Here is a 26473-nt window from a genome sequence, read left to right as displayed (position 1 = left end):
GTCAGGTCAGTCGACTTCGGCGACCGCCTGCGCGAACTGCGCCGCGTACAACCGGGCGTAGGCCCCGGCCGATGCCAACAGCTCCTCGTGCGTGCCCTGTTCGACGATCGATCCGTTCTCCATCACCAGGATCACGTCCGCGTCCCGGATCGTGGAGAGCCGGTGCGCGATGACGAACGAGGTGCGCCCGTGGGCCAGGCGCGCCATCGCCTTCTGGATCAGCACCTCGGTGCGGGTGTCGACGGAGCTGGTGGCCTCGTCGAGGACGAGGATCACCGGGTCGGACAGGAACGCCCGGGCGATGGTGATCAGCTGCTTCTCGCCCGTGCTCACCCCCGCCCCGTCGTCGTCGATGACCGTGTCGTACCCCTCGGGGAGTGTGCGGACGAAGCGGTCGGCGTGCGCGGCGCGCGCCGCCTCCTCGATCTCCGCCCGGGTCACCTCGCGCGTCGCGCCGTAGGCGATGTTGTCGGCGATGGTGCCGCCGAAGAGCCAGGTGTCCTGGAGGACCATGCCGATCCCGCTCCGCAGCTCCTCCCGGGACATCTGCGCGATGTCGACCCCGTCCAGGGTGATCCGGCCGCCCGTCACCTCGTAGAACCGCATCAGCAGGTTCACCAGGGTCGTCTTGCCGGCGCCCGTCGGGCCGACGATCGCGACCGTCTGGCCGGGCTCCACGGTGAGCGAGAGGTTCTCGACGAGCGGCTTGTCGGGCTCGTACCGGAAGGAGACCTCCTCCAGGGCGACCTTGCCCTTGAGGTCGGCGGGCCGCTCCCTCCTCGGGGCGTCCGGCTCCTGCTCCTCGGCGTCGAGGAGCTCGAAGATCCGCTCGGCCGAGGCGACGCCGGACTGCACCAGGTTCGCCATCGACGCGACCTGCGTCAGCGGCATGGAGAACTGGCGCGAGTACTGGATGAAGGCCTGCACGTCACCGATGGAGAGCGTGCCGCTCGCCACCCGCAGACCGCCGACCACGGCCACCAGGACGTAGTTGATGTTAGAGACGAAGAACATCACCGGCTGCATCACACCGCTGTTGAACTGGGCCTTGAACCCGGCCTCGTACAGCGCGTCGTTCTGCTCGCGGAAGTCCTTCGCGGACTCCTCCTGCCGGCCGAAGACCTTCACCAGGTTGTGCCCGGTGTACATCTCCTCGATGTGCGCGTTGAGCGTGCCCGTCGACTTCCACTGCTGCACGAAGTGCGGCTGCGAGCGCTTCCCGATCTTCGCCGCGACGAAGACCGAGACCGGCACCGTCACCAGCGCCACCAGGGCGAGCAGCGGCGAGATCCAGAACATCATCGCGAGCACGCCGACGATCGTGAGCAGCGAGTTGACCAGCTGGCCCATCGACTGCTGGAGGGTCTGCGAGATGTTGTCGATGTCGTTGGTCGCCCGGGACAGCACCTCGCCGCGCTTCGCCCTGTCGAAGTACGACAGCGGCAGCCGCGCCAGCTTCGTCTGGACGTCCTCCCGCATCCGGAAGACCGTCCGGTTGATCACCTTGATCGACATGCGGGTGGAGACCAGCATCAGCAGGCCCGCCGCCACGTAGACCGTGAGGACCCAGAGCAGGACCTCGCCGACCGCGCCGAAGTCGATGCCCTGCCCCGGGGTGAAATCGACCCCGGAGAGCATGTCCGCCATGCCGGAGTCGCCCGTCGCGCGGAGCCCCGCGATCGCCTCCGCCTTCGTGCCGCCCTCGAACTCCCGTCCGACCACGCCCGCGAAGACCAGGTCGGTCGCCTTGCCGAGGATCATCGGCCCGACCACGGAGGCCGCCACCGACAGCACGCCGGCGATCAGCATCAGCCAGAGCGCGCCGCGCTCGGGCGCCAGCTGCCGCAGCAGCCGCTTGCCCGAGCCCTTGAAGTCCATCGACCGCTGGTCGGGGCCGCCACCGGCCATCATGCGTCCACCAGGACCGGCCATCAGGCTGCCTCCGCCTCGGTCAGCTGGGAGAGCACTATCTCCCGGTACGTCTTGTTCTCCGCCATCAGCTCCTGGTGCCGGCCGGTGCCGACGACCCGGCCCTCGTCGAGGACGACGATCCGGTCGGCCTCCCGGATGGTCGACACCCGCTGGGCGACGATCACCACGGTCGAGTCGGCCGTCTCCCGCCGGAGCGCCTCGCGCAGCAGCGCGTCGGTCTCGTAGTCCAGGGCGGAGAAGGAGTCGTCGAAGAGGTAGATCTCCGGCTTCTGCACCAGCGTCCGCGCGATGGCGAGCCGCTGCCGCTGACCGCCGGAGACGTTCGTGCCGCCCTGCGCGATCGGGGCGTGCAGCCCCTTCTCGAGCTCGCGGACGAAGTCGGCGGCCTGGGCGACCTCCAGCGCGTGCCAGAGCTCCTCATCGCTCGCGTCCGGCTTCCCGTACCGCAGGTTCGTCGCCACCGTCCCGGAGAACAGGTACGGCTTCTGCGGCACGAGGCTCACGGTCCTGGCCATCAGCGCGGGGTCGAGCCTCCGCACGTCGACACCGTCGACGAGGACCTCGCCGCCGGTGGCGTCGAAGAGCCGGGGCACGAGCCCGAGGAGGGTCGACTTGCCGCTGCCCGTGGAACCGATGATCGCGGTGGTCTCACCGGGCCGGGCCACCAGGCCGACGTCCTTGAGGACCGACTCCTCCGCGCCCGGGTACCGGAAGTCCGCGCTCCTGACCTCCAGATGTCCGCGCCGGTCGAGCGTGGTCACCGGCTCGGCCGGCGGCACGACGCTGGACTCGGTCGCGAGGACCTCCTCGATGCGCTCGGCGCACACCTCGGCACGCGGCACCATCATGAACATGAAGGTGGCCATCATGACGGACATCACGATCTGCATCAGATAGGCGAGGAAGGCGGTCAGCGCACCGATCTCCATCCCGCCGCTGTCGATGCGGTGCGCGCCGAACCAGACGACGGCCACGCCGGAGACGTTCACGACGGTCATCACGATCGGGAACATCAGTGCCATCAGTCGGCCCGTCGCCATCGACACGTCGGTCAGATCGGCGTTGGCCCGGCGGAACCGCTCCTCCTCGTACCCGTCCTTCACGAACGCACGGATGACGCGGTTGCCGGTGATCTGCTCGCGCAGCACCCGGTTCACCGTGTCGAGGCGCTCCTGCATGGTCCGGAAGAGCGGCCGCATCCTCCGGACGATGAGCGTGACGGAGACGCCGAGGATCGGCACCACCGCGAGCAGCACGGCCGACAGCGGCACGTCCTGGCCGAGCGCCATCACGATGCCGCCGACACACATGATCGGCGCGGAGACCATCAGGGTGAACGCCATCAGGACCAGCATCTGGACCTGCTGCACGTCATTGGTCGTACGGGTGATCAGCGAGGGCGCGCCGAAGTGTCCGAGCTCCCGCGCGGAGAAGGACTGCACCCGGTCGAAGATCGCGCCGCGCACGTCCCGGCCCAGCGCGGAGGCCGTCCGGGCGCCGTAGTAGACGGCCCCGATGTTGCAGACGACCTGCACGACGGAGACGCCGACCATCAGCGCCCCGAACCGCAGGATGTAGCCGCTGTCCCCGTCGACGACACCGTTGTCGATGATGTCCGCGTTCAGGGTCGGCAGGTAGAGGCTTGCGCAGGTCTGCAGGAACTGCAGCAGGACGAGCAGCGCGATGGGCTTTCGGTAGGGCCGCAGATGGGTGCGGAGGAGTCTTATGAGCACGGCACCTACTATCACCCGCGCCCCTGTGGGAGACGACTTGTTTTGGGGCGCGGGGCGAGCCCTGGTGAAGACTTTACGAACCGTGGGCGGAGGGACCGGTCTACGAACCGAACGCACCCGGGTGGATCTGCTCCCGCGTCGCCACGTACTGCTGCCGCACGGCCTGTCCCCCCGCCAGCTCGTCGGCCGGCTCCAGGACTTGCGCGGCGGCGCCCTGCCAGGCCGGGGGAGCGGTCGGGGAGAGCGTGCCCCGCGCGACCCCGAGGGCCCAGGCGGCCTGCCGGGCGGCACCGAGCGCCGCGTAGTCGGCCGGCTGGGGGACGACGACCTGCGCGCCGAAGAGCGCCGGTGCGAGGGCCTGGACGGCCGGCAGGCCGGCCGAGGCGCCGAGGAGGAAGATCCGCCGCACCTCGACGCCCCGCCCGCGCAGGACGTCCATGGCGTCGGCGAGGGCGCAGAGCATCCCCTCGAACGCGGCCCGCGCCAGGTGCTCGGGCTTCATCGACTCCCGCCGCAGCCCGCTGAGCGTGCCCGCGGCGTGGGGCAGGTTCGGGGTCCGCTCGCCCTCCAGATAGGGCAGCAGGACGAGCCCGGAGGCGCCCGGCGTCGACTTCAGGGCGAGCGCGGAGAGCTCCTCCAGGGACTCGGCGCCCAGCATCTCGGCGGTGCCGCGCAGCGTCCGTACCGCGTTGGAGGTGTGGACGACGGGCAGGTGCATGCCGGCGGCGTCGGCGAAGGAGGTGATCATGCCGCTCGGGTCGGCGAGGGCCTCGTGGTGCACGGCCATCACGGAGCCGGAGGCGCCGAGCGAGACCACCGCGTCGCCGGGGCCGAGGCCCAGGCCCAGCGCGGCGGCCATCGTCTCGCCCGTACCGGCGGAGATGAGCAGGCCCTCGGGGGTGGTGCCGGCGGCCTCGGCAGGGCCGAGGACCTCGGGCAGCACGGCCTGGTGCCCGAGCGCGAGCTCCACCAGATCGGGGCGGTACGCGCCGGTGCGGGCCGACCAGTAGCCGGTGCCGGAGGCGGCGCCGCGGTCGGTGGTGCGCCGCGCGGGCCGCCCGAGGAGCTGCCAGACGAGCCAGTCGTGCGGCTGGAGGATCATCGAGATCCGCCGGGCGTTCTCCGGCTCGGTACGGGCCAGCCAGCGCAGCTTGGCGACCGGCTGCCCGGAGCCCGGCACGCAGCCGACGGCCTCGGCCCACGCCTGGCGACCGCCCAGCGACTCGACGAGGTCGGCGGCGGCGACCTGCGCCCGCTTGTCGTTGCCGACGAGCGCGGGCCGCACGAGACCGCCCTGCGCGTCGAGCGGCACGAGCCCGTGCTGCTGGGCGGAGACGCCGATGGCCTGCACGCCCTCGAGGAGCCCGCCGGTCGCGGCCTCCCCGAGCGAGAGCAGCCAGGTCTGTGGATCGACCTCGGCGGCCTTCGGTTCGCCCTGGTGAGGGGCGTATCCCTGGCGCAGTACGGCACCCGTGTCCGCGTCACAGACGACGATGCGAGTGAACCCTGCAGAGCTGTCGAGTCCGGCCACTATCCCCATGACACATGATTCTGCCGCATTCGCGGGGACTCAGGTGTTGCTGGTGCCCCAGTCGTCGTCCTCCACCTTCCCGTTGGGCTGCCCGTGCCCGATCAGCGCGTGGAACCGGTGGGTCACCGAGGCCGGCAGCCTGTCGCCCACCGTGTCGCCCACGGCGTGCACGGCCTTGCCCGCGACCTGGCGCCCGGTCTGGGCCGCCGACTCGGCGGCGTTCCGCACGGCGGGGTTCTGCGAGAACTCCCTCGCGGACTTCTTCATCTGCTCGTAGCGCTCGCGTCCGGCACGCGTGCCGATCACGTAACCGAGGGCGAGCCCCACGACGAACGTCAGCTTGTATCGCATGGCCACCACCTTCCCTGGAGAGCTTCCCTGATGCATCGCAGGTGCCCGCGGCGATACCGATTGGCGGAGCACCCCCCTACTTGCGCTAATGTATGTGTCGCAGCGAGCAACCGCCCGCCCGGAGCATCCGGAGTGGGTACGTTCGGTGCAACGCAGCAATCCCCTGTAGCTCAATTGGCAGAGCAGCCGGCTGTTAACCGGCAGGTTACTGGTTCGAGTCCAGTCGGGGGAGCGCGATCCCCTGTAGCTCAATTGGCAGAGCATTCGGCTGTTAACCGGAGGGTTGCTGGTTCGAGTCCAGCCGGGGGAGCGGAACGGAAGAGGACCCTTCGGGGTCCTTTTTCGCGTTCCGGGGAACCATGCGGCGCGCGGCGCGGTCTTCATGGTCGAGCAGAGCCGATCATCCGGAGCAGGAGATCGTATGAGCGGCTATGCTGCGGCAGACGGCGCGCACACATGTACGCGCCTCACCGTTCGGGGCGGTAGCTCAGCCGGTTAGAGCAGCGGACTCATAATCCGTCGGCCGTGGGTTCGAGTCCCACCCGCCCCACCATAGAAAAACGTTCTGACCTGCGAAAACGTCCCTGGAGGGGTGCTTTCGCGTGCAGCGTTCGCGTCTCGTCGGTGCGGCGAATCGGGCGCCCCTGGTCTGCCTCGCCGAGCCTTGACCTTCTTGACCTGGGGTTTTAGGCGGAGCCTGGGTGTGGAGCCACGAGGATGATCCCACGGCGATCCCACGGCTCCTGTGTGTGACACGCCGCACACTGCGCTGAATGTTTGCTCCTTTGAACTCATCGCCGAGGTGGGTTCGCTGTGGCACGGGTTTCACCAGGCCAGGCTTGCCGCTTGGCCGCGGAAGCGGGTTGTGGGCGCGGGTACGAAGCACTGGCTGCTGGCCACTCTTGTTCAACTTCGGCGTCGTGGGGCCACTCGCGATGTGTTGGCCTGCTGGTTCGGCATGGGCCGCTCCACCATCACCCGGGCCATCGGCAAGGTGCGCCCCCTGCTTGTCGAGCGGGGATGAACCGTCAGCCCCGTCCGGAACCCTCGACCTCTCCCGCCTACCGTGCATGAGCTCGAAAGGGCGGCCACGGGAGTCGCGAGGGAGGGGCGTCCGGCACCTGTGAGTCGCGTACGGCGGGGTCATCAGGTGATGCGGTCCGTGGATGTACGGGGGAGGCCGCGTCCGGTACGTACCCGGCGACCGCCGACGACTGTCCGTAATGTCTGCTGTTTGGTATCGGGGACCGAAGAACCTGTATAACCGGGCCGCCTTGACGCGTGGTGGTGTGCGCCGCGCTGTTTCGACGAACCGAGGATTGATTTCGTGCTGCGTTCTTCCCGTAGGTATGCGTCCGTGCTGGCCGTCATGGGGGCGGTGACTCTCGTATCGGCCTGTGGCGACGAGAAGGAGCCCGCCGGTTCTGCGGTCTCTGCCGCGCCGGGTGCCGGCCTGGGCGACCAGGCGGCGGGGGGCGGCTCGGCGTCGGCGAGGCCGGACGCCTCGCCCTCCGCTTCCACCTCGGCGTCGCCCTCGGCTTCGCCCTCCGCATCGGTTTCCACCTCGGCGTCCGCCTCCGCATCGGCTTCCACCTTGGCGCCCCCCTCCACCTCGGCATCCCGGTCCGTGTCGCCCTCCGCGCCCCCGTCCCGAAGCGCGGCTCCGACGACGAAGCCCGCGGGTACCACGGTCGGTGGAGGGACGGGCAGCGGCTCGGGGGAGCAGACGTCCGTGCCCGTCGCGGCGCCGGATTTCCCCGTGCCGGTGGAAGTCGGGACCGCGACGCAGGTCATCACGGTCAAGGCGAGCGGCTCGTACGCCACCGTCACCGCGTGGCAGAAGGGTTCCTCCGGCTGGAAGGCGCAGTTCTCCACGAGCGCGGGACGGGTCGGTTCCAAGGGTGTCGTGGACGGCGCGACCCGCCGGCAGAGCACGTACACCTCGCCTTCGGGTACGTACACGATCACCGAGGGCTTCGGTGTCGAGTCCGGTGGGACCGCCATGCCGTACACCAAGGTCGACGACCGCCATTGGTGGGTGCAGGACCCGGAGTCGAAGTTCTACAACCAGATGCACACGGCGGAGGGCGCGGACTTCCCGCTCACCGAGTCCGGCGATCGCGGTAGCGAGCATCTGATCAACTATCCGACGCAGTACGCCAAGGCGCTGGTCATCAACTTCAACCGGTGGCCCGCCGTGCCCGGCCGCGGGGCCGGGATCTTCCTGCACGTCAACGGCAGCGGTGCGACGGCCGGTTGTGTGTCGGTGCCGCGGGCGACGATGGACCGGTTCATGGGCTGGGTCAAGCCGTCGGCGAACCCGCGGATAGCCATCGGCTGAGTCGCGCCGTGTGACGCCAGGCGGCCGGGACCCTGTGGAAGGGTCCCGGCCGCTGTTGTTCGTGATGGTCGTCGTGCTCGTCAGTTTCCGGTGGCGTACGGGGAACTGCCCGCGGCCGTACGGATCCCGGGGAGCTCGGAGTACAGGGTCGCGCCGGGGCAGAGCGTGGCGTAGCCGTCGCGGTGTCCGGAGATGGTGTTCAGAGTGGCGGCCTGGCCCTTGGTCCACACGCCGGTGTCGGCGGCGGCGGTGAGTGTCACCTTCGCCTCCGGGTCGACGCCGTGCAGACCGAGCTTCCAGGCGGCGACGTCGGCGATGGCCTGCTTGGCCGCGGCCGTCGGCGTGCCGCCGCTCTCGTAGTTGCCGAGCAGGGAGATGCCCGAGGAGTAGCTGTTGAAGCCGTAGGTGTGCGCGCCGAGGACGGGCCTGTCCACGCCGCCCGCGCGGCCCTCGAAGACCGTGCCGCACTTGTCGACGAAGAAGTTGTAGCCGATGTCGTTCCAGCCGTTCGTCCGCACGTGGTACGTGAGGATCGCGCGGATGATGGCCGGGGAGTCGGCGCAGGTGTAGTCGTTCGTCCCGGCGGTGTGGTGGACGAAGACGGCGTCGACCTTGTTCAGGTACGAGGGCGGGTTCTGGACGAGGGACTCGTCCGCGCCCCAGCCGGCACGGCTGACGATGGCGGGGGCGGTCGGGCGGTCGGAGCGGTGGTGCTGGGTTCGGGGGTCTGGCTCGGCTCGGTGGTGGGAGCGGGGCTGGTGGGCTCCTCCGTGGGCACCGTGCTGGGGGTCGGGTCCGTGCCGGCCTCGCTGGTGGACGGCGTGGCCGAGGGCTCGTCGGTGGGCCCGTCGGTCGGAGCCCCGGTGGGTTCGTCCGTCGGTCCTTCCGTCGGGTCCGTGCCCGGGGCGGGCTCGGTGGGCGTGGCGGACGGAGTCGGGTCCTCGGGCGCGGCCGTCGTCGGCGCGTCGGTCGGCGCGGGATCGGAGGACTCCGGCGCGGGGGCGACGGGGGTGGCCTGCGTGGCGTCGGGGGAGACGGTGGGCTTGCCGCCCGCCTTGCCGCCGCCGTTGCCCTTGCCCTTGACGGTCTCGCCGGGGTCGATCATGTCGAGGCGGAGCGCATCGGGGACCGCGGTCTCTGCTCCGTCGGCGATGACCCGTGCCTCGACCCCGTCCGGCGGGGCCGACCCACAGCGGCTCCGAGGCGCCGCGCACGTCCGGCTCCTCGCCCTCGGTGGACTCCGGCGCCCGTACGTCGAAGTCGAGGTCGCGCCATTCGCTCCACTCGCCGGTGGCCGCCTTGCGGGTACGGATCTGAGCGGTGCCCTCGAAGGTGTCGCCGCTGTCCTCCCACGAGACGCCGATGAGCGAGAACGTCTGTGTCGTGGTGCGCGGGAGCGCGCGCTTCTTCGGGTCCTTGCCGTCCAGGGCCAGCACATGCGCCTTCGCCGGTCGTGTCCCGTCACCAGGACCGGCTTCCTCGCCGCCTGCCGAGGCGGCGACGGCGGTCACACCCGTGCCCCCCAGGACGACGACTCCTGCCGCGAGCCAGGTTGCGTGCCTCGTACGGTTCGCCCGCCTGGCACGGGCTCCTCTCGGACTCATGTCCCATCCCTTGTGCGCAGAGCTGATCAGTATCCGCGGCCGGTGGCACGGTTTTGGCGACCCTTGAGTGTCAATCGCTTTTTGACAGCGAGGAGTTCGAACCCCGTATTTCCGTCGCACGGCGCAGTGGTTATACGCGATGTGCCTGCTCCGGCGCACCCGAGCGGGAAAATCGGACAGTGAACGTTCCGAGGGGTGGCGCGTCATCCCTCGCCGTCGCCGGAGAGCAGCTCGCCGGAACACGTGGCACGCCCGAACTCGCCCGTGGCGGTGGCACGCTGGACGTGCTTGCCGCGGATCGCCAATGCGCAGGCCGCCTGTCCGCCCTTTCCGTCGAGGACGACAGCGACGGTCGGGGCCTTACCGACAGGCGCCTGGACAGACTTCTTTCAGGGCAGCGTGACGCCCTTCTCGACTGTGGCCGTGCCGTCCTCGCTGCGGGCGAGGTAGGAGATTTCGGCGGTCCCCGTCCCCGTGACCTCGTATGTCACCTCGGCCGTCGGAGCAACTTGCGGCTTCGGCTGCGCATCGGTGTCGAGCATGCCGTAGCCGACGATCCCGAGACAGGCGAGCAGGACGAATCCGGCGACCAGCAGCCCCCGCCGGTCCGGCGACCCGTCGGCGCTTTCGTGTTCGCTCTCCGGTTGTGCGGGGTTTTCCGTGATTTCGCTGGATGAGATGAAAGAGCCCGGCTTTCGGTGAACCGACGGATGAACCGGGCGGCTCTACACCATGTCACCGGTCAGACGCGAGCGAGCGGAAGAATCGGGCAAACGGCACCTCTTTCGAGCATGCGATTGTCCCTAATGTCACCAGGGTTGACCTGGCGTCAAAAGACTGGCTAAAAACCCCACTGCGACTCCCCGAGGGTTCGTGTTTTCCTGCTTCTCGCGGTCAGTTCGCATTGCTCCAAGCCGGGCGGAAACATTCGCTCCGGCTCGTTCGGCGTGCCCATTTCGCATACAGCGATGCGGGTGCGCCGATACCGAAAGGTTTCGTGGTGAAATTTCCACGCAGGAGATTCCTCTCCTGTCTTGTCGTGTCGGCGGTGGCGGGCACGCTACTGCCTCAGGCCGCCTACGCGGCTCCGCCTTCGCCACCCGCGGGTGACGACTCCGGTGTCTTCGACACGATCGCGGGCTGGTTCTCGGACGACGGCGAGGAGGCGAAGAAGCCCCCGTCCGTCGGCGGGGCGTTGGAGATACCCAGCCGGGAGAAGTTGCCCAAGGGTGAGAAGCTTCCGGAGGCGAAGCGGGTCAAGGAGCTGACGGCGAAGCGCACGTCGCAGGCGCGTTTCTGGCAGTTGTCGGACGGCCGGATCGAGGCTGAGCTGACGGCGGTGCCGACGTCGTACCGGTCCGGCGCGTCCTGGAAGCCGGTCGAGACGACCGTGCGCGCCACCCGGGACAAGGGCTTCGACTTCGCCAACACCGCGAACGCCGGCAAGAGCTGGTTCGGCTCCGACGCGGAGAAGTTCATGCGCTTCGAGGCGGAGGGCGGCGGTGCGGTCACGTTCGGCCTGACCGGTGCCGGTGCGCTCGAGCCGGAGGCGAACGGCGACCGGGTCCTCTACAAGGACGCCGTCTCCGGTGCGGATCTGTCGTACCGGGTCGGCAACGGTCAGGTGAAGGAGGACATCGTCCTGGCCGAACGCCCGGCGGGTCCGGTGTCGTTCACCTTCACCCTGGACACCGAGGGCGGTCTGACGCCGAAGACCCGCAAGGACGGCTCGATCGCCTTCTTCGGCGAGGCCCCGGGCACTGCGGTGATGGTGATCCCGGCTCCGTACATGACGGACGCCAGGAAGGATCCGCAGTCGGTCACCGGCGGCACGTACAGCACCAGGGTCTCCCAGAAGCTGGTGCGGGACGCGGACGGCAAGGGCTGGAAGCTGACCGTCACGCCGGATGCCAAGTGGCTCGCGGCGAAGGAGCGTCAGTACCCGGTCGTCATCGACCCGACGATCACGATCACGCCGATCGCCTCGGTCTCCGAGGACACGATGGTCCTGTCGGACCAGCCGACGGTGAACTTCAACAACACCTGGAAGCTGTCGGTCGGCAAGACGGACACCGGCATCGCCCGTTCGCTGATCAAGTTCCCGCTGAGCGAGATCCCGGCGGGGGTGAAGGTCGACGCTGCCCGGCTGAGTCTCTACTACGACCAGTCGCACACCACCAACGCCAACACTGTCGCTCTGGAAGCCCACCGGGCCACCGGGGCGTGGAGCGAGGCCGGCGCTACGCCTGCGAACTGGACCAACACCAGCGCGCTGGTGGGTGAACTGTCCGGCACCACCGTCCAGATGGACGACGGTGATGCCGGTACGGCTGCGGTCGGCGAATGGCCGCGCGGTACGACCACTGGCGGTGCGGCGACCAACGACGACTACGCCTCCAACAAGAACGCGCTCACGGGCGAGTCGTACACGTGGCAGCCGATGGTCCCGGAGACCGACACCTACCGGGTGGACGCGCACTACCCGGCTGCTGCGGACGCGGCCACGGCCGCCCCGTACACGGTCACGCACAACGGCGGTACCAAGAACTACACGGTCAACCAGACCGGCACCGGCGGGGTGTGGAAGACCCTGGACGCGGCGGAGCTGAGCTTCGCCAAGGGCAACGCCGGGAAGATCGTCCTGGGTGACACGGGCTCGGCCACGACCCGTACGCTGGCCGACTCGGTGCGGCTGGTGAACCCGTCCGAGATCACCAAGGCGGCCTGGGACTACAACAAGTGGCACGACTTCCCGGTCGCCGACACGGTCCAGAAGTGGGTCTCCGGTACGGCGGCCAACTACGGCTTCGTGCTCAAGGCCAAGGACGAGTCGGGCACCGCCCCGACCGGCGGCCCGCGCTACGAGGCCGCCGACGGCAACACCTACGGCGACGAGACCTCCACCTACCCGCGCCTGACGGTGACCTACGGGGCTGTCGGCACGTCGCTGAACTCGCCGAGCGTGGTCCACTCCACCGGTCCGGAGCTCTCGTGGCCGGCGTACGCCAACGGCAGCGGTGACACCGGGCTGGACATCGTCGAGTACCAGCTGCACCGCTCCACGCAGCAGGTCTTCACCCCGTCCGCGACGACGCTGATCGCCCCGATCGCGTCGGCCACGACCGCGTACACGGACACCACCGCGGTGCCGACCCCGGACTCCTCCTCCAGCGAGATCGGGAAGTCGTACTACTACCAGCTCGCGGTCAAGACGAAGAACGGGCAGCTCCTCGGCTCGCCGACCCGCATCGTGGGCATCCCCAAGGCCGGCCGGACGATGAAGATCATCCAGGCGGGTCAGGTCGACACCACGCTCTCCTCGCAGCAGCCGACCGTCAACCACGACGGTCTGGTCTCCGGCAAGGCGCAGACCTGGCTGAGCGTCGGCAACAACTCCGGCACCTACGGCAAGACCCGCGCCGCCCTGAAGTTCCCCACCACATCCATCCCCACCACCGCCACGGTGCTGGAGAACAAGATGTACATGTGGGGCGCGGAGACCACCAGCACCACCAACGGCGCGATCTACGAACTCCACTCCCTGACCCGGGACTTCACCGAGACCCAGGCCACCTGGAACAACGCCAACTCCACCACCCCGTGGACCACCGCCGGCGGTGACTTCTCCGCCACCGTCTCCGACACCGTCCCGCAGATCACCGACGAAGTCGGCCGCCACTGGTGGGACGCCACCGGACTCATGCAGTCCTGGGTCAAGACCCCCACCAACAACAAGGGCGTCCTGGTCAAACTCAAGGACGAGACCACCACCGGCCCACAGGAACGCACCCTGTTCCTGTCGTCCGAGGCGTCCGACCCGCAGCTGCGCCCGTACATGCAGGTCATCTACGTCGACGCGACCACCGAGGACACGTACTACGCGCCGACCACCCCGGCCCGAATGACCCCGAACTCGCAGTACACGGTCGAGTTCACGGTCACCAACACCACGTCCGCGGCCTGGGCGGCCGGTGAGCGGCAGCTCTCCTACACCTGGAAGCTGCCCGACGGCACGGACGTCACCACCGGCGGCAACCAGCTGTCCACCGCGATCCCGGCCCTCCTGCCGGGCAAGTCCGCCACCATCCAGGCGCAGGTCAAGACCCCGATCAACTCGGACTCCGGCAACAAGCGCAACGAGTACGTGCTCGGCTGGGACATCCGCAAGATCACCGACGGCACCTGGCTCTCCGCCGGCACCGGCGCCATCCCGTCGTTGAAGCAGAACGTGGCGGTCGAGGACCCCACCTCCAACAGCCTCGGCATGGAGAAGTTCTACAGCTACACCGGCAAGAACACCGGCGCCGGATCCACGGTCATGAACAACCTGGCCTCCGGCAACAGCGTCTGGCAGTACAACGCCTTCAGCAACCCGGGCCGGGGGTTGAGCACCTTCGTCCGGTTCGCGTACAACTCGCAGGACACCTCGGACACGGTCGCCGGACACGGCTGGTCGATGCAAGCCGCAGGGCCGATCCGGCTCGGCGCACCGCTGGACTTCCACCCCAACCCCAACCCGACCGAGATCCGGCTCCCGGACGGCGACGGCACCACGCACGTCTTCCGCAAGCAAGCGGACGGCACCTGGAAAGCCCCGGCAGGCGTCCACTACAAGGTCACCATGAAGGCCGGCCTGGACTGCAAGCCCACCAAGGACCCGGTCCCCGACGCCTGGACGCTCACGCGTCCGGACGGCACCAGGTTCCTGTTCGGCTGCGACGGCTACATGACCTCGACGGTGGACAAGAACGGCAACACGCAGACGTTCACCTACGAGGAGCGCAAGTCCAACAACAAGCCGACCAAGTTCCTGACCTACATCACGGACCCAGTCGGTCGGCAGACGCTGACCGTCGACTACTTCAAGAAGGGTGATGCGTCCTACGAGTACATCAACGCTCTCGGCGCCAAGGTCACGGGCTCGAACCTGACCAACTCGAAGATCTACGACCACGTGAAGTCCATGACGGACATCTCCGGTCGCAAGGTCGCCTTCTACTACACCGACAAGGGCCTGCTCGGCCAGATCACCGACGGCGTCGGCTCCAGCCAGCCCAAGGACTTCAAGTTCACCTACGACGCCACGCAGGGGAACAAGAACGTCAAGCTGGTCAAGGCCACCGACCCGCGCGGTAATGCCACCCAGTTCGCGTACTACGCGCCGCAGGCCGGCGGCGACCCGAAGTACCACTGGTGGACGCAGACGATCACCGACCGCCTCGGTGGCGCCACGGGCTTCACGTACGCGGTGAACGCCGCGAACACGAAGTTTATGGACACGAAGGTCACCGACGCCGAGTCCCGGGCCACGGCCTACGTGACGGACGACTTCGGCCGCCCGGTCCAGACGACCAACGCCAAGTCGCAGACCACGAAAATGTCGTGGGACGCCGACAACAACGTCACGTACATGGAGGAGCCGAACGGCGCCAGGACCGCCTACTGCTACGACCAGAAGACCGGCTACATGCTCTGGTCACGCGACGCCGAGAACAACAAAGCCGGCGTGCCGGACGCCGCGGACTGCGCGCCCGGTACCTACCCGGCCAACGCGGCCAAGTTCGAGTACCAGACCCGTGTCGACGGCTACTCCGCCGACCTGTGGCGCAAGACCTCACCCGAAGGACACGCCTGGCAGTTCGGATACGACGGCTTCGGCAATCTGAAGACGGTCACCGACCCCAAGGGGGTCGCCACCACGACGACCGGTGACTACACCACGTCGTACGAGTACGACGCGTTCGGTCAGCTGACCAAGTCGACCGACGCCAACGGCAACCCGACCACCAACAGCGATTTCGGCCCCACCGGTTACCCGGCCATCATCACCGACGCGCTGAACAAGTCCACGACGTTCGTCTACGACGAGCGCGGCCAGGTCACCGAAGTCGTCGATGCCCTCGGCAAGAAGACCACGCAGACGTACGACACCTTCGGTCGCCCGTTGGTCCGAGTGATCCCCAAGGGCCAGGCGTCGGGCGACGTGATCACCACGACAGCGCCCGAGTACGACGCCAACGACAACGTCACGACGTCCACGGCGCCCAATGGAGCGGTGTCCTCGGCCGTCTACGACAAGGCGGACCAGATCGTCTCGGCGACCGGGCCCAAGGACACGGCCACCTCGGGTGAGAGGAAGTCGACCTACACCTACGACAAGGCCGGCAACCTCACGACCACGACCGAGCCGAAGGGCGTTGCCACCACCACCGACGCCACGGACTACGTCACGACGAACCAGTACGATGAGATCTACCAGCTGACCTCCGTCGTCAATTCCGAGGGACACAAGGTCAGCTACGAGTACGACAACGTCGGCAACGCGACCAAGGTCATCGACCCGAAGAAGAACGCCACCGCCGACACGACCGACTACACCACCAAGACCGCCTACGACCTGAACCACCGGGTCACGACGGTCACGGACGCCGCCGGCAAGACCACCAAGCGGACCTACGACAAGGATTCGTTGGTCACGTCGACGACGGACACGGAGAACAACACCACGCTCATCAGCTACGACGAGCGCGGCAAGCAGACCGAGGTCAAGGTCCCGCGCAGCGGTACCACGGACATCACCTACCGCACGACCCGGTACGAGTACGACCAGGTCGGCAACACCACCAAGGTGATCACGCCCCGGGCGGTCGAGGCCGGGACGACGACGGCGTTCACGGCCCGCACCGAGTACGACGCGCTGAACCGGCCCAAGCGGCAGTACCAGCCGTACGACCCGGCGGACACCCGCCACAACGACCCGAATGTCTACACCGAGTCCGTCTACGACGCGGTGGGCCGGGTGGCGAAGACCACGTCACCGCCCTCGGAGGGGCAGACGGTCCGCAACACCACGTCCTACGACTACTTCGACAACGGCTGGGTGAAGAGTTCCACCGACCCGTGGGACATCACCACCACATACGAGTACAACGCCATGGGCCAGCAGACGGCCAGAACGCTGACGTCGGCCGGCGGTTCGTCGAACCGCACGATGACGTGGTCGTACTACCCCGACGGCAAGCTCAAGTCCCGTTCCGACGACGGTGTTCCCGTGGGCAAGGACGTGGTCCTGGTCGACAACTCCGACACTCAGAACACCTCCTCCACGGGAACCTGGGCGAAGGGAGACCAGCCAGGCCAACACGGCTACGACCACCAGGTCCACGCCGCCGGCACGGGCACCGACTCCTTCACCTGGAACCTCAACATCCCGACGGGTGGCACCTACTCCGTCTACGTGAAGTACCCCGCGAACACCGGCGCGGCCGCGGACGCGAAGTACAAGGTCACGCACGCCGCGGGCAGCACGGACAAGACCATCGCGCAGGACACCAACGGTGGCGCGTGGGTCTCGCTGGGCTCGTACGACTTTCAGCAGGGCAACGCCGCTGGACTGCAGTTGTTCCAGAGCCAGTCCGGTGCTGTCATGGCCGACGGTGTGAAGCTCGTCCGTGACAACTCCACCGAGACCGACCACGAGAAGAGGACCTTCACCTACGCCTACGACGTCAACGGCAACCTGACGTCCATCGACGACACGTCGTCCGGGTCGCGGATCGACGCCTACACGGTCGCCTACACGAGCCTCAACCAGGTCCAGAAGGTGACAGAGGCGCTGGCGGGCACGGAGAAGAAGGCCACGTCGTACACGTACGACGCCAACGGCCAGTCGGAGACGGTCACCCACCCGAGTCAGTTCTCCCAGTACACGTACGACCTCAGGGAACTGGTCAAGACGGTCTCGGTGGGCAAGTCTGCGACGGACACCGACCCCAAGGTCACCTCGTACACGTACACCGACCGCGGCCAGAAGTTCAGGGAGACGAAGGCCAACGGAAACACCGTCGATCACACCTACGACCTCGACGGCAGCCTGAAGTCGACGACGGAGAAGAAGGCCGACGGCACCACGCTGGTCGCCTCGCACGCCTACGCCTACGACGCCAACGGCAACAAGGCGCAGGACGTGGCGAAGAAGATGAACGCCGACAACCACGCGGCGTACCTCGACTCCAGGACCGACTACACCTATGACCCGGCCAACCGGCTGACCAAGTCGGTGAAGACGGGCAACGGCGCAGGCACGGAGACGTACGTCCACGACGACAACGCCAACGTCATCAGCCAGACGGTCAAGGGCAACAGCACCAGCTACCGGTACGACCGCAACCGGCTGCTGACCGCAACGGTGTCCGGCGTCACGGCCAACTACAACTACGACCCGTTCGGGCGCCAGGAGTCGGTCACCTCCGGCGGCAAGGTCATCGAGCGGAGCGTGTACGACGGTTTCGACCACGTCGTGGAGTCCCAGAAGACGGACGACGCCGGCGTGATGAAGTCGACGAAGTACACCTTCGACCCGCTCGACCGCACCGCCTCGAAGACGGCGGACGGCAAGACCACCGACTTCGAGTACCTCGGCCTCTCCAGCGAAGTACTCGACGAGAAGGTCGCTGGCGAGCTGACCAAGTCGTACCAGTACAGCCCGTGGGGCGAGCGCCTGTCGCAGATCAAGCACAATGCCGACGGCACGACGGAGGACGGCTTCTACGGCTACAACGGCCACACTGACGTCGAGACCCTCACGGACAGCAGCGGCAACACCAAGGCCACGTACGGCTACACCGCCTACGGTTCCGAGGACGAGTCCGAGTTCACGGGCATCGACAAGCCCGACGCCAACGACCCCACGAAGGAGACGTACAACCCCTACCGCTACAACGCGAAGCGCTGGGATGCCCAGTCCGGCACTTACGACATGGGCTTCCGCGACTACAACCCGGGGCTCAACCGCTTCACCACCCGGGACATGTACAACGGTGCCCTGGCCGACATGAGCCTCGGCGTGGACCCGTACACCGGAAACCGGTACGCCTTCACCGGGGGCAACCCCACCAGTTTCGTCGAGTTCGACGGCCATTTCTCCATCACGGACATCGCAAAGGACGTCCTGAAGTTCGCCGGCAAGAGGAACCCGGTGGGGCTGGTCAGCTCCGTATCGGGTCTGTTGTTCGACTTCGACCCGGTCGGTGACCTCGTGGACACGGCGGTCGACGAGATCTTCGGGGACTCCGAGGCCCGTTGGTACCCAGCGAAGGACTACGACCAGGGCCGTTTCCTCACCCCCGACGGAGATGTGGAGGTGGATCCGAGCATCGGTTCCGGTGACCTCCCCCCGAACTGTCTCAATGGTGGGCAGACATGGGTCTTCTACCAGCCTCTGGACGATCAGGGGCGTGCCACGGGCATGCATGCCTGCCTCAACAAGGGTGACTTCAACTACTCGAAGGACAACGGGGAGGCTGCCTTCCCCGACAATGACGCCACCGCGATCTGGGGATCCAAGGCGCCCTTTCCTGTCGAGGACTATGGAGACAACCCGAAGGGCATGAAGAAGGGGATGCACAGGGGGCATCTCCTGGGGCGTCAACTGGGCGGTGACGGTGAGGACCGGAGGAATCTGGTCCCCCTTTACGCTCTCGTGAATACGCCGGAAATGCGGGACATTGAGACCGAGATAGCCGGGCGGATCCAAGGAAATGAGACAATTCTGTACAGCGTGATTCCACACTATGGAAACGGTGGGAATATTCCGACGAGTCTCACTTTGACCGCTGTCGGTAACAAGGGGTATACACTGAACTACCCCTTGATTAACGAGCCATAGCAGGGAGAGGGACGATGACCCCTTGGGTTGAGAGAATCGTCGGTGCCACTGGATGGCAGCCGCGCGACATCCAACTGTCCTGGACTGCTACGGAGGAAGCTCTGGGCGTCGAACTCCCGGGCGACTTCAAGGAGCTGTGCGCCACCTTCGGCCGTGGAGAGTTCTCCGGATATGTCAACATGCTGGCTTCCGCCGGAGACGAGCCCTCTGGAGTGGTCGGCAACCTGCGAAGGCTGCACAGCATCTTCGACCGGAGGCCGACCGCCCGCCGGCTCTACGAGCCCTACGGAGTTCATCCTGAAGGCAGGTTGATCCAGTGGGCGCACACGGCTGATGAGGCGGAGTTCCACTGGCTCATCCAGCCGGACAGGCCGGAATCGTGGAAGGTCGTGGCGCGTCGGGCCACCGACGAGCCCTGGCACGAACTGGAGATGTCGACATCGGAGTTCCTGTACCGAGTCCTGAAGGACGAGGAATTTGCTCCGTTCGGTATTGCCCGGCAAGTGCCTGAAGCTTCGTTTGAGCCGTTGGAGGAATAGCTGTAAGGGCGAGGGCGATCAGTCCCCCGTCCGGGGACTGCCGCCAGGTCCGCGGCATGGAGGAGTACCCGAAGCTCAGTGGCACGTAGAGCTTGAGCCCATCACGTGGCAGTGACGCGCCACGACCCAGCCCTCGTGGCGGAGCGCCGTCCTTCGGTGCTCCGCCACGAGGGCGCGTGCTTTTCATGGGCTTCACCCCGCCGGTCTTCGCGGAGATGGAGCGCGAAGCTTCCCGTCTGTGTCCGGAGGGAAGCCGGCCCTCGGCTGCCGAGGCGAGGTCTACCGTCGAATGCTCGTCCTTACCGGTGTCGCCGGTCTGCCTGCGTCCCGGTGCTGCACGGCGGGCCCGATCCCATCGGATGTGGCGGTGATCACACAGCGAAGCTGTGGTGATCCCGGTTCTCGTTCCGCTGGATTCCGCGAGGGCTCCGTGAAGAACCCGGTGCTCTCCGAGTACCACGGAGAACCGGGCACCGGCCGGTTCGTACACGGGGGTGGGGGAAACGATGGACCACGATGGTCGGGCGCTGCGAGCCTCCGAGATGAGTGGGCATGCTGCCGATTTCGTCTCCCGCGCGACGGCGAGGGCGCGCTTGCCGCTGGACTACTCGGTGGCCAGCCTGCGCATCGTGGACCGGGTGGTGGACGGGCTGCGACGGACGACCGACGACCCTTCCGCCGTCAGTCAAGCCCTCAAGGGGCTCGGCGCGTACGCCGGTGAGGTGTTCGTGCGCAGATTCGGCGCGCGCTGGGTCGACTTCGACGAGGAGACCTACCGGCTCTTCCAGCAGCCGGTCGGCGTGCGCAGCACGGACGGGCGGGCGTGGAACCCGTTGGGCAAGGTGGTGAACCGCTTCGAGCTGGGCGCCGCGGAGTCCGTGCACGAACTCTCCTCCCTCTTCCCGGGGCGAGTCAGGACCTCCCCGCTCATGGGGTGTGCCGGCGGACGCGTAAGGTAGCGGGCCGGGAAGGGGGCCGACGGCGCCATCAGTTGCCGCGTTCCCAGACGACATCACGCAGGAAGACCGACTGGCACCGATGAAGGCTCACGACGTTGCGCTGGGGCGTGCTGTCGAGCGAGCCCAAGCCGGCGACGAGGCGGCCTTCGCAGAGGCTTATCGGATCGTGCACCCCGGGCTGCTGGGATACTTGCGGGGGATGGTCGGCCAGGACGCCGAGGACGTCGCCTCCGACGCCTGGCTCGAAATAGCAAGGGACCTCGGGCGGTTCCGCGGTGACGGTGCGGGCTTTCGCGGCTGGACCGCGACCATCGCCCGTCACCGGGCGCTCGACCATCTCCGGCGCGTGCGTTCCCGCCCGCGCCACGACCTGTTCGACCAGGACGTGCTGGAACTGCCCGCGCAGCGGGACACGGCGGGCGAGGCCATGGAGACCCTCTCCACCGGACGGGTGTCAGCACGCTCGTACCGGCGTCGCCCGAGGGCGCTGCTGCGTCCCCGTCCCCCGAGGAAGGCATCGCGTCCGGGTCGCCCTCGCAGTCGGCTCCGTCCACGGCACCCGTACGGGAGACCTCCGTGCCCGGGCCGACAGAATCGGAGCAGGTGCCCCCCGGCGCCGCGAAGAGTCACGAGGCGTTGTGCCGCGCGTACCAGCGGAGGACCGGGCACGCGGGCGAGGCCTTGGATGCGACCGCTTTGCGGCGCCTGGTCGAGGCAGCAGGCGGGAAAGAGGCATTGCCGGTCTACTGCGAGAAGCTCACAGGCGGGCCCAAGGCCCACGACAAGACCTCCCTGAGGCCAGAGGCGACGGCCAGGACCAGGGCCGGAATCGCTCCGAGGGCAAGAAGGCCCCCGCCGACCGTCGCTAGGCGTGGGACTCAGGGACGAGCCGGCGCACGGCTGCCTTGTGGGATGGTGCGTGCGTTGGGCCGATGGGAGGTGTGGACATTCTGCGGCCTCACCCTCCTGGACCCGGTCGAGCCGGTATGGGCCGCCGATACGCGGCCTCCTGGGGGGCGTCGACCCGTTTGACCGGCAGGAGGTCATCGGCTCCGGCCCATTCGACGTCATCGAGGGCCCACTCCCACGCTGGGGCGCGCGGCTCCACACAGCCTGTCTGCGTCAAGGACCCGGACGGCACCGTCGATCTCCGCTGATACCCGCAGGGCGCCTGGACTCGTCGCTGACGCGCGTGGCGACCGTATTCTGGGAGGCGACGGGAAGGAGCCGCTGATGAGCGTCGAGGCGATCATGCACACCGAGTTCCCCGAGGGATACACGGTCTTCTTCGGTGCCGACGGGAAGGTGATCATGACTCCGCAGAGCTTGGAGCACTCCAGCACGATCAAGTCGTTGCAGTACGACACGATCGTGTCGCTCGGGCGCCACGCGAAGACCGTCTCGGACGTCTATCTCGACTTCCCGGCGGACGAGAACTCCGCACCCGATCTCGCGATCCTGCGCGAGGACTCCCAGAGGGTGGGCAAGCGCTACAGCTTCGAGGACGTCCTGCTGATCACGGAGGTGGTGTCCGTCTCCTCGGCGCGCAAGGACTACGACGACTGCACCGCCAAGTACGGCCGCTACGGAATCCCCGTCTACCTCGTGGTGGACCCGTACGCCGCCGAGGTCGTCGTCCACACACAGCCCACCGGAACCGGCTACATCGCGGCACACACGCACAAGTACGGCACCGGCAAGCTCCCCATCGACCTGGCCGACGGGCGCACCTTCACCCTCGACCTGGACGAGTTGCCCCGGCCCGAACCGGAGACCGGTGCGCGCTGACAGGTCTGCGCCCGCGGCTGCCCGGGGGCTACGTACCGTAACCGACATACTGAGGTGCGGTCGGCCGGTGTGTGCACGGCCCGCAGTGCTGGTCCTGCGACTGCGAGACCACAGGTGGGCAGAGTTCGACTGGCCTTCGGGAGTGCGAAGGAGCGCGGAAGCGGCGGTGCAGCGAACGCTGCACCGCCCCACGGGGGAGCGGGATCGAGCGGGACGCAGCCGGATGGAAACGGATAGAAATGTCCGGCCCTTTTGCATCGTCGCAGGTGAGGCGCGTCACCGAAATGGGTTCGAGTCCCACCCGCCCCACCAAGAAAAACGTTCTGACCTGCGAAAACGCCCCTGGAGGGGTGTTTTCGCGTGCGGCGCTTGCCTCGCATTGGTGCGGCGAAGCGGCGCCCTCCGGCCTGCCGCACCGGGCCGTGACCTTCTTGACCTGGGGTTTTAGGTGGAACCTGGGTGTGGAGCCACGATGATGATCCCACGGCGATCCCACGGCCCCCGCGTGTGACACGCCGCACACTGCGCTGAATTTTGTGCCCTTGTTGACGTCCCTCACCCCAAGGTTGCTGTGTGCTGGTGCGTGGTGAAGCCGTGGAGGACGGGGGCTTCGGGGCGGAACAGTTGGCGTATTTGCTTCGAGCAGCAGGTCACCCAGGGGGAGTGCAGTCGAGGGGCACCTCGGCCGCCGCAGCCGCCCTCGGCGCGCGACGGGCCGCCCGCGGCTGCCTGGCACACGGCCGCGCTGCCCACGTTCACCGGGTACCGCGACCTGCTCGGCCTGGTACGGCAGCTGTCCTCCCTGGGGGGCTGCGCCCAGCCGATCCGGCTCGAAGGCCAGCGCACCGAGATCGACGCCTTCACCGGCGAGATCCTGCGGGAACTGAAGTCCAAGGAGCTGCCCGCCGGGCACCTGCTGGTCCGCTGCGGCAACCGCCGCACCACCCGCTGCCCCTCCTGCGCCGAGCTCTACCGCCAGGACACCTACCGCCTCATCGCCACCGGCCTGCGCGGCGGCAAGAACATCCCCGACCAGGTCGCCACCCACCCCCGCGTCTTCGCCACCCTCACCGCACCCTCGTACGGCCCGGTCCACGGGCTTCGCGTGGGCGGCTCCGCCCGCTGCCGCTGCGGACGCACCCACACCAAGGGCGACCCGCTCCTCGGCACCCCTCTCGACCCCGAGCGGTACGACTACACCGGCGCCGTGCTGTGGAACGCCCATGCCCCGGCCCTGTGGGCCCGCTTCATGCTCCACCTGCGCCGCACCATCGCCGCCGTTGCTGGTGTCCCGCAACGCCTGCTCTCCAAGGTCGTCCGGGTCTCGTACGCCAAGGTCGCCGAGTACCAGCAGCGCGGACTGATCCACTTCCACGCCGTCATCCGCCTCGACGGCCCCGCAGGCCCCTACACCCCGCCGCCCGCCTGGGCCACACACGACCTGCTGGCCGATGCCATTCGGATCTCGGCCACCCGTGCCCGCATCGACGGGTCGGAGGTCAACGGCCGGGCCCGCGCCTTCGTCTTCGGCGAGCAGATCGACACCAGGATCATCCGGTCCACGGCCTTCCAGGCCGGGACCACGATCACCGAGGGCAAGGTCGCCGGATACGTCGCCAAGTACGCCACCAAGGGCACCGAAACCGCGACCGGCACCCTCGACCACCGGCTGAAGAGGATCACCGACCTCTGGTTCGAGTCGGTACCCGAGCACGCCGCCCGCATGATTCGCACCGCCTGGGCCCTCGGTGCCCGCGACGATCTCAAGCACCTGAACCTGCGCAAGTGGGCCCACATGCTCGGCTTCCGCGGCCACTTCTCCACCAAGACCCGCGCCTACTCCACCACCCTCAGCGCCCTCCGGGCCGCCCGTGCCGCCTGGCACCGCCGCCACACCCCTCCGCCCTCACCGACCACCCTCGTCCTCGCCCACTGGGCCTATGACGGCACCGGCCTCACACCCGACCTCGAACGCCTCGCCGCCCTCATCGGCGGGGGCCCGACACGCGAACAGGCGGTGACAGCCGGTGCGTGACGACGAACTCCTCACCGTCCCCGAGGCCATGGCTCGACTCAAGATCGGCCGCTCCGCCCTCTACGACCTCCTGCGCACCCGGCGCCTGGCCTCCCTGACCATCGGCCGCGCCCGCCGCATCCCCGCCCACGCCCTCGCTGACTACGTCCAACGCCACCTGGAAGAGGCCGCCTGATGACCACCCTCAAGCGCAAAAGGGCCCGCGCCAACGGCGAAGGCACCATCTACCAGCGCAAGGACAGTCGCTGGGAAGCCGCCGGCTACGTCCTCGCCGCCGACGGCACCCGCAAACGCATCCGCGTCTATGGCACCACGCGGAGGGAAGCCGCCGACAAACTCGCCGAAAAGATCACCGACAGCAACCGCGGCCTGCCCGTCGCCACCGCCGACAGCACCGTCGGCGACTACCTCACCTACTGGCTCGGCAGCGTCGCCATCCACCGGCTTCGGGAGAACACCCACACCCGCTACGCCGCCTGCGTCCGCCTCCACCTCATCCCCGGCCTCGGTACCAAGAAAGTCGCGCGGCTCACCGCCAAAGACGTACGCACCTTCCTCGACCGCCTCCGCACCACCTGCCAGTGCTGTACCCAGGGACTCGACACCGAACAGAAGCAGTGCTGCGCGGTCGGCGAGTGCTGCCAAAAACGACTGTCCGCCTCAACCGTGACCTACGTGCACTCGGTCCTTAAGTCGGCGCTCGAACACGCCGTCCGCGAGGACGAGCTGCCGCGTAACGTCGCCCGGAACGTCAAAGCCGCCACGCCCCGGCCCAGGCGCTTCCAGCCCCTCACTCCGGTTGAGGCCCGCCAGTTCCTTGACGCAGCCCGCGCCGACCGGCTCCACGCCCTGTACGAACTCGCCCTGCGCACCGGCCTCCGAAAGGGCGAACTCCTCGGCCTCCACTGGGAAGACCTCGACCTCACCACCGGCACCGCAACGATCCGCCGCTCGCTCCAGCGCACCCGAACCGGCGGCCTCACCCACCTGCCCACAAAGACCCGGGCATCCGAACGCCGCATCGCCCTCCCGACCGAATGCATCCACTCCCTCAAGGAGCACAGAGGACGGCAGGACAGGGAGCGGGGACAGGCCGGGTCGGCTTGGAGCGACAGCGGCCTCGTCTTCACCACGCCAACCGGACGACCTCTCGACCCGGCCAACCTCACCCGCCGCTTCCGCAGCTTCCTTCACCGGGCCGGGCTCCGCCGCATCCGCTTCCACGACCTCCGCCACTCGACCGCGACGCTGCTCCTGGAACAGGGCGTCGACCTCGTCGTCATCAAGGAGTTGTTGGGCCACGCCCACATCGGCGTCACCGCCGGCGTCTACGCCCACGTAAGACTCCGTCTCCAACGCCAAGCCATCGACACCCTCGGCCACGCCCTCGGCCCCTCCGACAACGACTCTGACGACCCACCCGCCGTAGCCGTCGTCCGCTGACGTTGCCGTCAGCGTTGCCGTCAGACGCGCCAGAAGCCCCACCGGATTTTCCGGTGGGGCTTCTGATTTTCTGCGCCAATCATGACGAGATGAGGCGGTGGAAAGACCTAGAAGGCGTCAGCCTTATGCCCCTTGGGTAACCTCTCTGGCTTCATCCAGGAGGCGTTCCACTTCAGCTTTCCACTCGTCTCCACGTCCTTCATCGACCCACAGGCCATAGGCCTCGGAATCCTCTTGCAGCACCCTGGAAAGAGCCGAAACAACCAGCGAGAAGAAGGAGGACGGAATCTCGGGGACCGCATCCAACAGCTCTACCGCTTCGAGGACACTGTCTCTTCCCTTGATCTTCGCCAAAGCAACAGCTGAAGCAGCTACCGCCGGCTCACCCAAGTCGCGATCAAGGTAGTCCCCGGGCTCGACTTCAGTCGCGGATGACAACGCCTCACGCAGCGCGTCGATCACCTCGCCCTCATCAAGTCCTCGCAGCTCATCGAGCAGATCCATCGCTGAGTCGTTCTCGAATGGCCCTACGCCTGAAGCGCTCATGCTG

Annotated in this window: 18 protein-coding genes, 3 tRNA genes and 1 pseudogene; 13 read left to right on the top strand and 9 right to left on the bottom strand. The window is 67.9% G+C overall.

All coding sequences use genetic code 11. The features are described 5' to 3' along the window. Nucleotides 1–6: 6 nt before the first annotated feature. From OG361_RS13075 to OG361_RS13060, 4 genes are all read right to left on the bottom strand, one after another. Nucleotides 7–1932 carry an ABC transporter ATP-binding protein gene (locus tag OG361_RS13075; protein ID WP_405853485.1) on the bottom strand — a complete coding sequence of 642 codons (1926 nt, stop codon included), beginning with the start codon at nt 1930–1932 and terminating at the stop codon, nt 7–9. Continuing rightward, nucleotides 1932–3665: an ABC transporter ATP-binding protein gene (locus OG361_RS13070; protein ID WP_405853484.1), complete on the bottom strand. Its 1734-nt coding sequence runs from the start codon at nt 3663–3665 to the stop codon at nt 1932–1934. The genes OG361_RS13075 and OG361_RS13070 overlap by 1 nt, the downstream gene beginning before the upstream one ends. Nucleotides 3666–3765: 100 nt before the next feature. Beyond that, a complete protein-coding gene (locus OG361_RS13065) occupies nt 3766–5205 on the bottom strand; it encodes an FGGY family carbohydrate kinase (protein WP_405853483.1) in 1440 nt (479 codons plus the stop codon). A gap of 30 nt (nt 5206–5235) precedes the next feature. Beyond that, nucleotides 5236–5547 carry a YtxH domain-containing protein gene (locus OG361_RS13060; RefSeq protein ID WP_405853482.1) on the bottom strand — a complete coding sequence of 104 codons (312 nt, stop codon included), beginning with the start codon at nt 5545–5547 and terminating at the stop codon, nt 5236–5238. Nucleotides 5548–5706: 159 nt separating this feature from the next. On the opposite strand from OG361_RS13060, the gene OG361_RS13055 reads away from it, so the two are divergent. The 4 genes from OG361_RS13055 to OG361_RS13040 all read left to right on the top strand — a co-directional run bounded on the left by OG361_RS13055 (nt 5707) and on the right by OG361_RS13040 (nt 6571). Next, nucleotides 5707–5779: transfer RNA gene (locus tag OG361_RS13055), tRNA-Asn, on the top strand. Nucleotides 5780–5784: 5 nt separating this feature from the next. Then, a tRNA-Asn gene (locus OG361_RS13050) sits at nt 5785–5857 on the top strand. Between the two features lie 166 nt (nt 5858–6023). Continuing rightward, a tRNA-Ile gene (locus OG361_RS13045) sits at nt 6024–6100 on the top strand. 192 nt (nt 6101–6292) lie between these two features. Further along, nucleotides 6293–6571 (top strand): transposase family protein, encoded by a 279-nt coding sequence (locus OG361_RS13040; RefSeq protein ID WP_405853481.1) that lies wholly within the window; start codon nt 6293–6295, stop codon nt 6569–6571. Nucleotides 6572–6693: 122 nt separating this feature from the next. Here the strand turns inward: OG361_RS13040 and OG361_RS13035 are convergent, their stop codons facing one another. After that, entirely contained in the window at nt 6694–7140 is a 447-nt protein-coding gene (locus OG361_RS13035) for a hypothetical protein (RefSeq protein WP_405853480.1), read from the bottom strand. Between the two features lie 166 nt (nt 7141–7306). Here OG361_RS13035 and OG361_RS13030 point away from each other — a divergent pair, with 166 nt between their 5' ends. Next, the gene (locus tag OG361_RS13030) at nt 7307–7888 is read left to right on the top strand and encodes a L,D-transpeptidase family protein (RefSeq protein WP_405853479.1); all 582 of its coding nucleotides are present in this window, start codon (nt 7307–7309) and stop codon (nt 7886–7888) included. Between the two features lie 80 nt (nt 7889–7968). Here the strand turns inward: OG361_RS13030 and OG361_RS13025 are convergent, their stop codons facing one another. The 3 genes from OG361_RS13025 to OG361_RS13015 form a co-directional block, all read right to left on the bottom strand. Then, entirely contained in the window at nt 7969–8508 is a 540-nt protein-coding gene (locus tag OG361_RS13025) for a peptidoglycan recognition protein (protein ID WP_405862225.1), read from the bottom strand. Beyond that, complete coding sequence (locus tag OG361_RS13020; RefSeq protein WP_405862728.1) at nt 8505–8993, bottom strand: hypothetical protein; 489 nt, start codon at nt 8991–8993, stop codon at nt 8505–8507. Before OG361_RS13020 ends, OG361_RS13025 begins: the two co-directional genes overlap by 4 nt. 888 nt (nt 8994–9881) lie before the next feature. Beyond that, entirely contained in the window at nt 9882–10034 is a 153-nt protein-coding gene (locus OG361_RS13015; RefSeq protein WP_405853478.1) for a hypothetical protein, read from the bottom strand. Between the two features lie 1460 nt (nt 10035–11494). On the opposite strand from OG361_RS13015, the gene OG361_RS13010 reads away from it, so the two are divergent. The 8 genes and pseudogenes from OG361_RS13010 to OG361_RS12975 all read left to right on the top strand — a co-directional run bounded on the left by OG361_RS13010 (nt 11495) and on the right by OG361_RS12975 (nt 25923). Then, nucleotides 11495–19159, top strand: a complete 7665-nt coding sequence (locus OG361_RS13010) for a DNRLRE domain-containing protein (RefSeq protein ID WP_405862224.1) — start codon at nt 11495–11497, stop codon at nt 19157–19159. 14 nt (nt 19160–19173) lie between these two features. Further along, nucleotides 19174–19698 (top strand): hypothetical protein, encoded by a 525-nt coding sequence (locus OG361_RS13005; protein ID WP_405853477.1) that lies wholly within the window; start codon nt 19174–19176, stop codon nt 19696–19698. A 542-nt stretch (nt 19699–20240) separates the two neighbouring features. After that, nucleotides 20241–20657 (top strand): hypothetical protein, encoded by a 417-nt coding sequence (locus OG361_RS13000; protein ID WP_405853476.1) that lies wholly within the window; start codon nt 20241–20243, stop codon nt 20655–20657. 79 nt (nt 20658–20736) lie between these two features. Further along, a pseudogene (locus OG361_RS12995) lies at nt 20737–21102 on the top strand (RNA polymerase sigma factor); the annotation flags it as partial. Nucleotides 21103–21890: 788 nt separating this feature from the next. Then, nucleotides 21891–22445 (top strand): Uma2 family endonuclease, encoded by a 555-nt coding sequence (locus tag OG361_RS12990; protein ID WP_405853475.1) that lies wholly within the window; start codon nt 21891–21893, stop codon nt 22443–22445. Between the two features lie 772 nt (nt 22446–23217). Further along, the gene (locus OG361_RS12985; RefSeq protein WP_405862222.1) at nt 23218–24480 is read left to right on the top strand and encodes a replication initiator; all 1263 of its coding nucleotides are present in this window, start codon (nt 23218–23220) and stop codon (nt 24478–24480) included. Next, nucleotides 24473–24655, top strand: coding sequence for a helix-turn-helix domain-containing protein (locus OG361_RS12980; RefSeq protein WP_043409963.1), 183 nt, complete (start codon nt 24473–24475; stop codon nt 24653–24655). The genes OG361_RS12985 and OG361_RS12980 overlap by 8 nt, the downstream gene beginning before the upstream one ends. Continuing rightward, a complete protein-coding gene (locus tag OG361_RS12975) occupies nt 24655–25923 on the top strand; it encodes a tyrosine-type recombinase/integrase (RefSeq protein WP_405853474.1) in 1269 nt (422 codons plus the stop codon). Before OG361_RS12980 ends, OG361_RS12975 begins: the two co-directional genes overlap by 1 nt. A gap of 123 nt (nt 25924–26046) precedes the next feature. Here the strand turns inward: OG361_RS12975 and OG361_RS12970 are convergent, their stop codons facing one another. Next, nucleotides 26047–26469, bottom strand: coding sequence for a DUF4259 domain-containing protein (locus OG361_RS12970; RefSeq protein ID WP_405853473.1), 423 nt, complete (start codon nt 26467–26469; stop codon nt 26047–26049). Nucleotides 26470–26473: the final 4 nt, after the last annotated feature.

Source organism: Streptomyces sp. NBC_00090, from assembly GCF_045160815.1.
Lineage (GTDB): Bacteria > Actinomycetota > Actinomycetes > Streptomycetales > Streptomycetaceae > Streptomyces.
The sequence above is the reverse complement of the archived record's forward strand: the minus strand, read 5'-3'. Positions and strand labels throughout refer to the sequence as shown.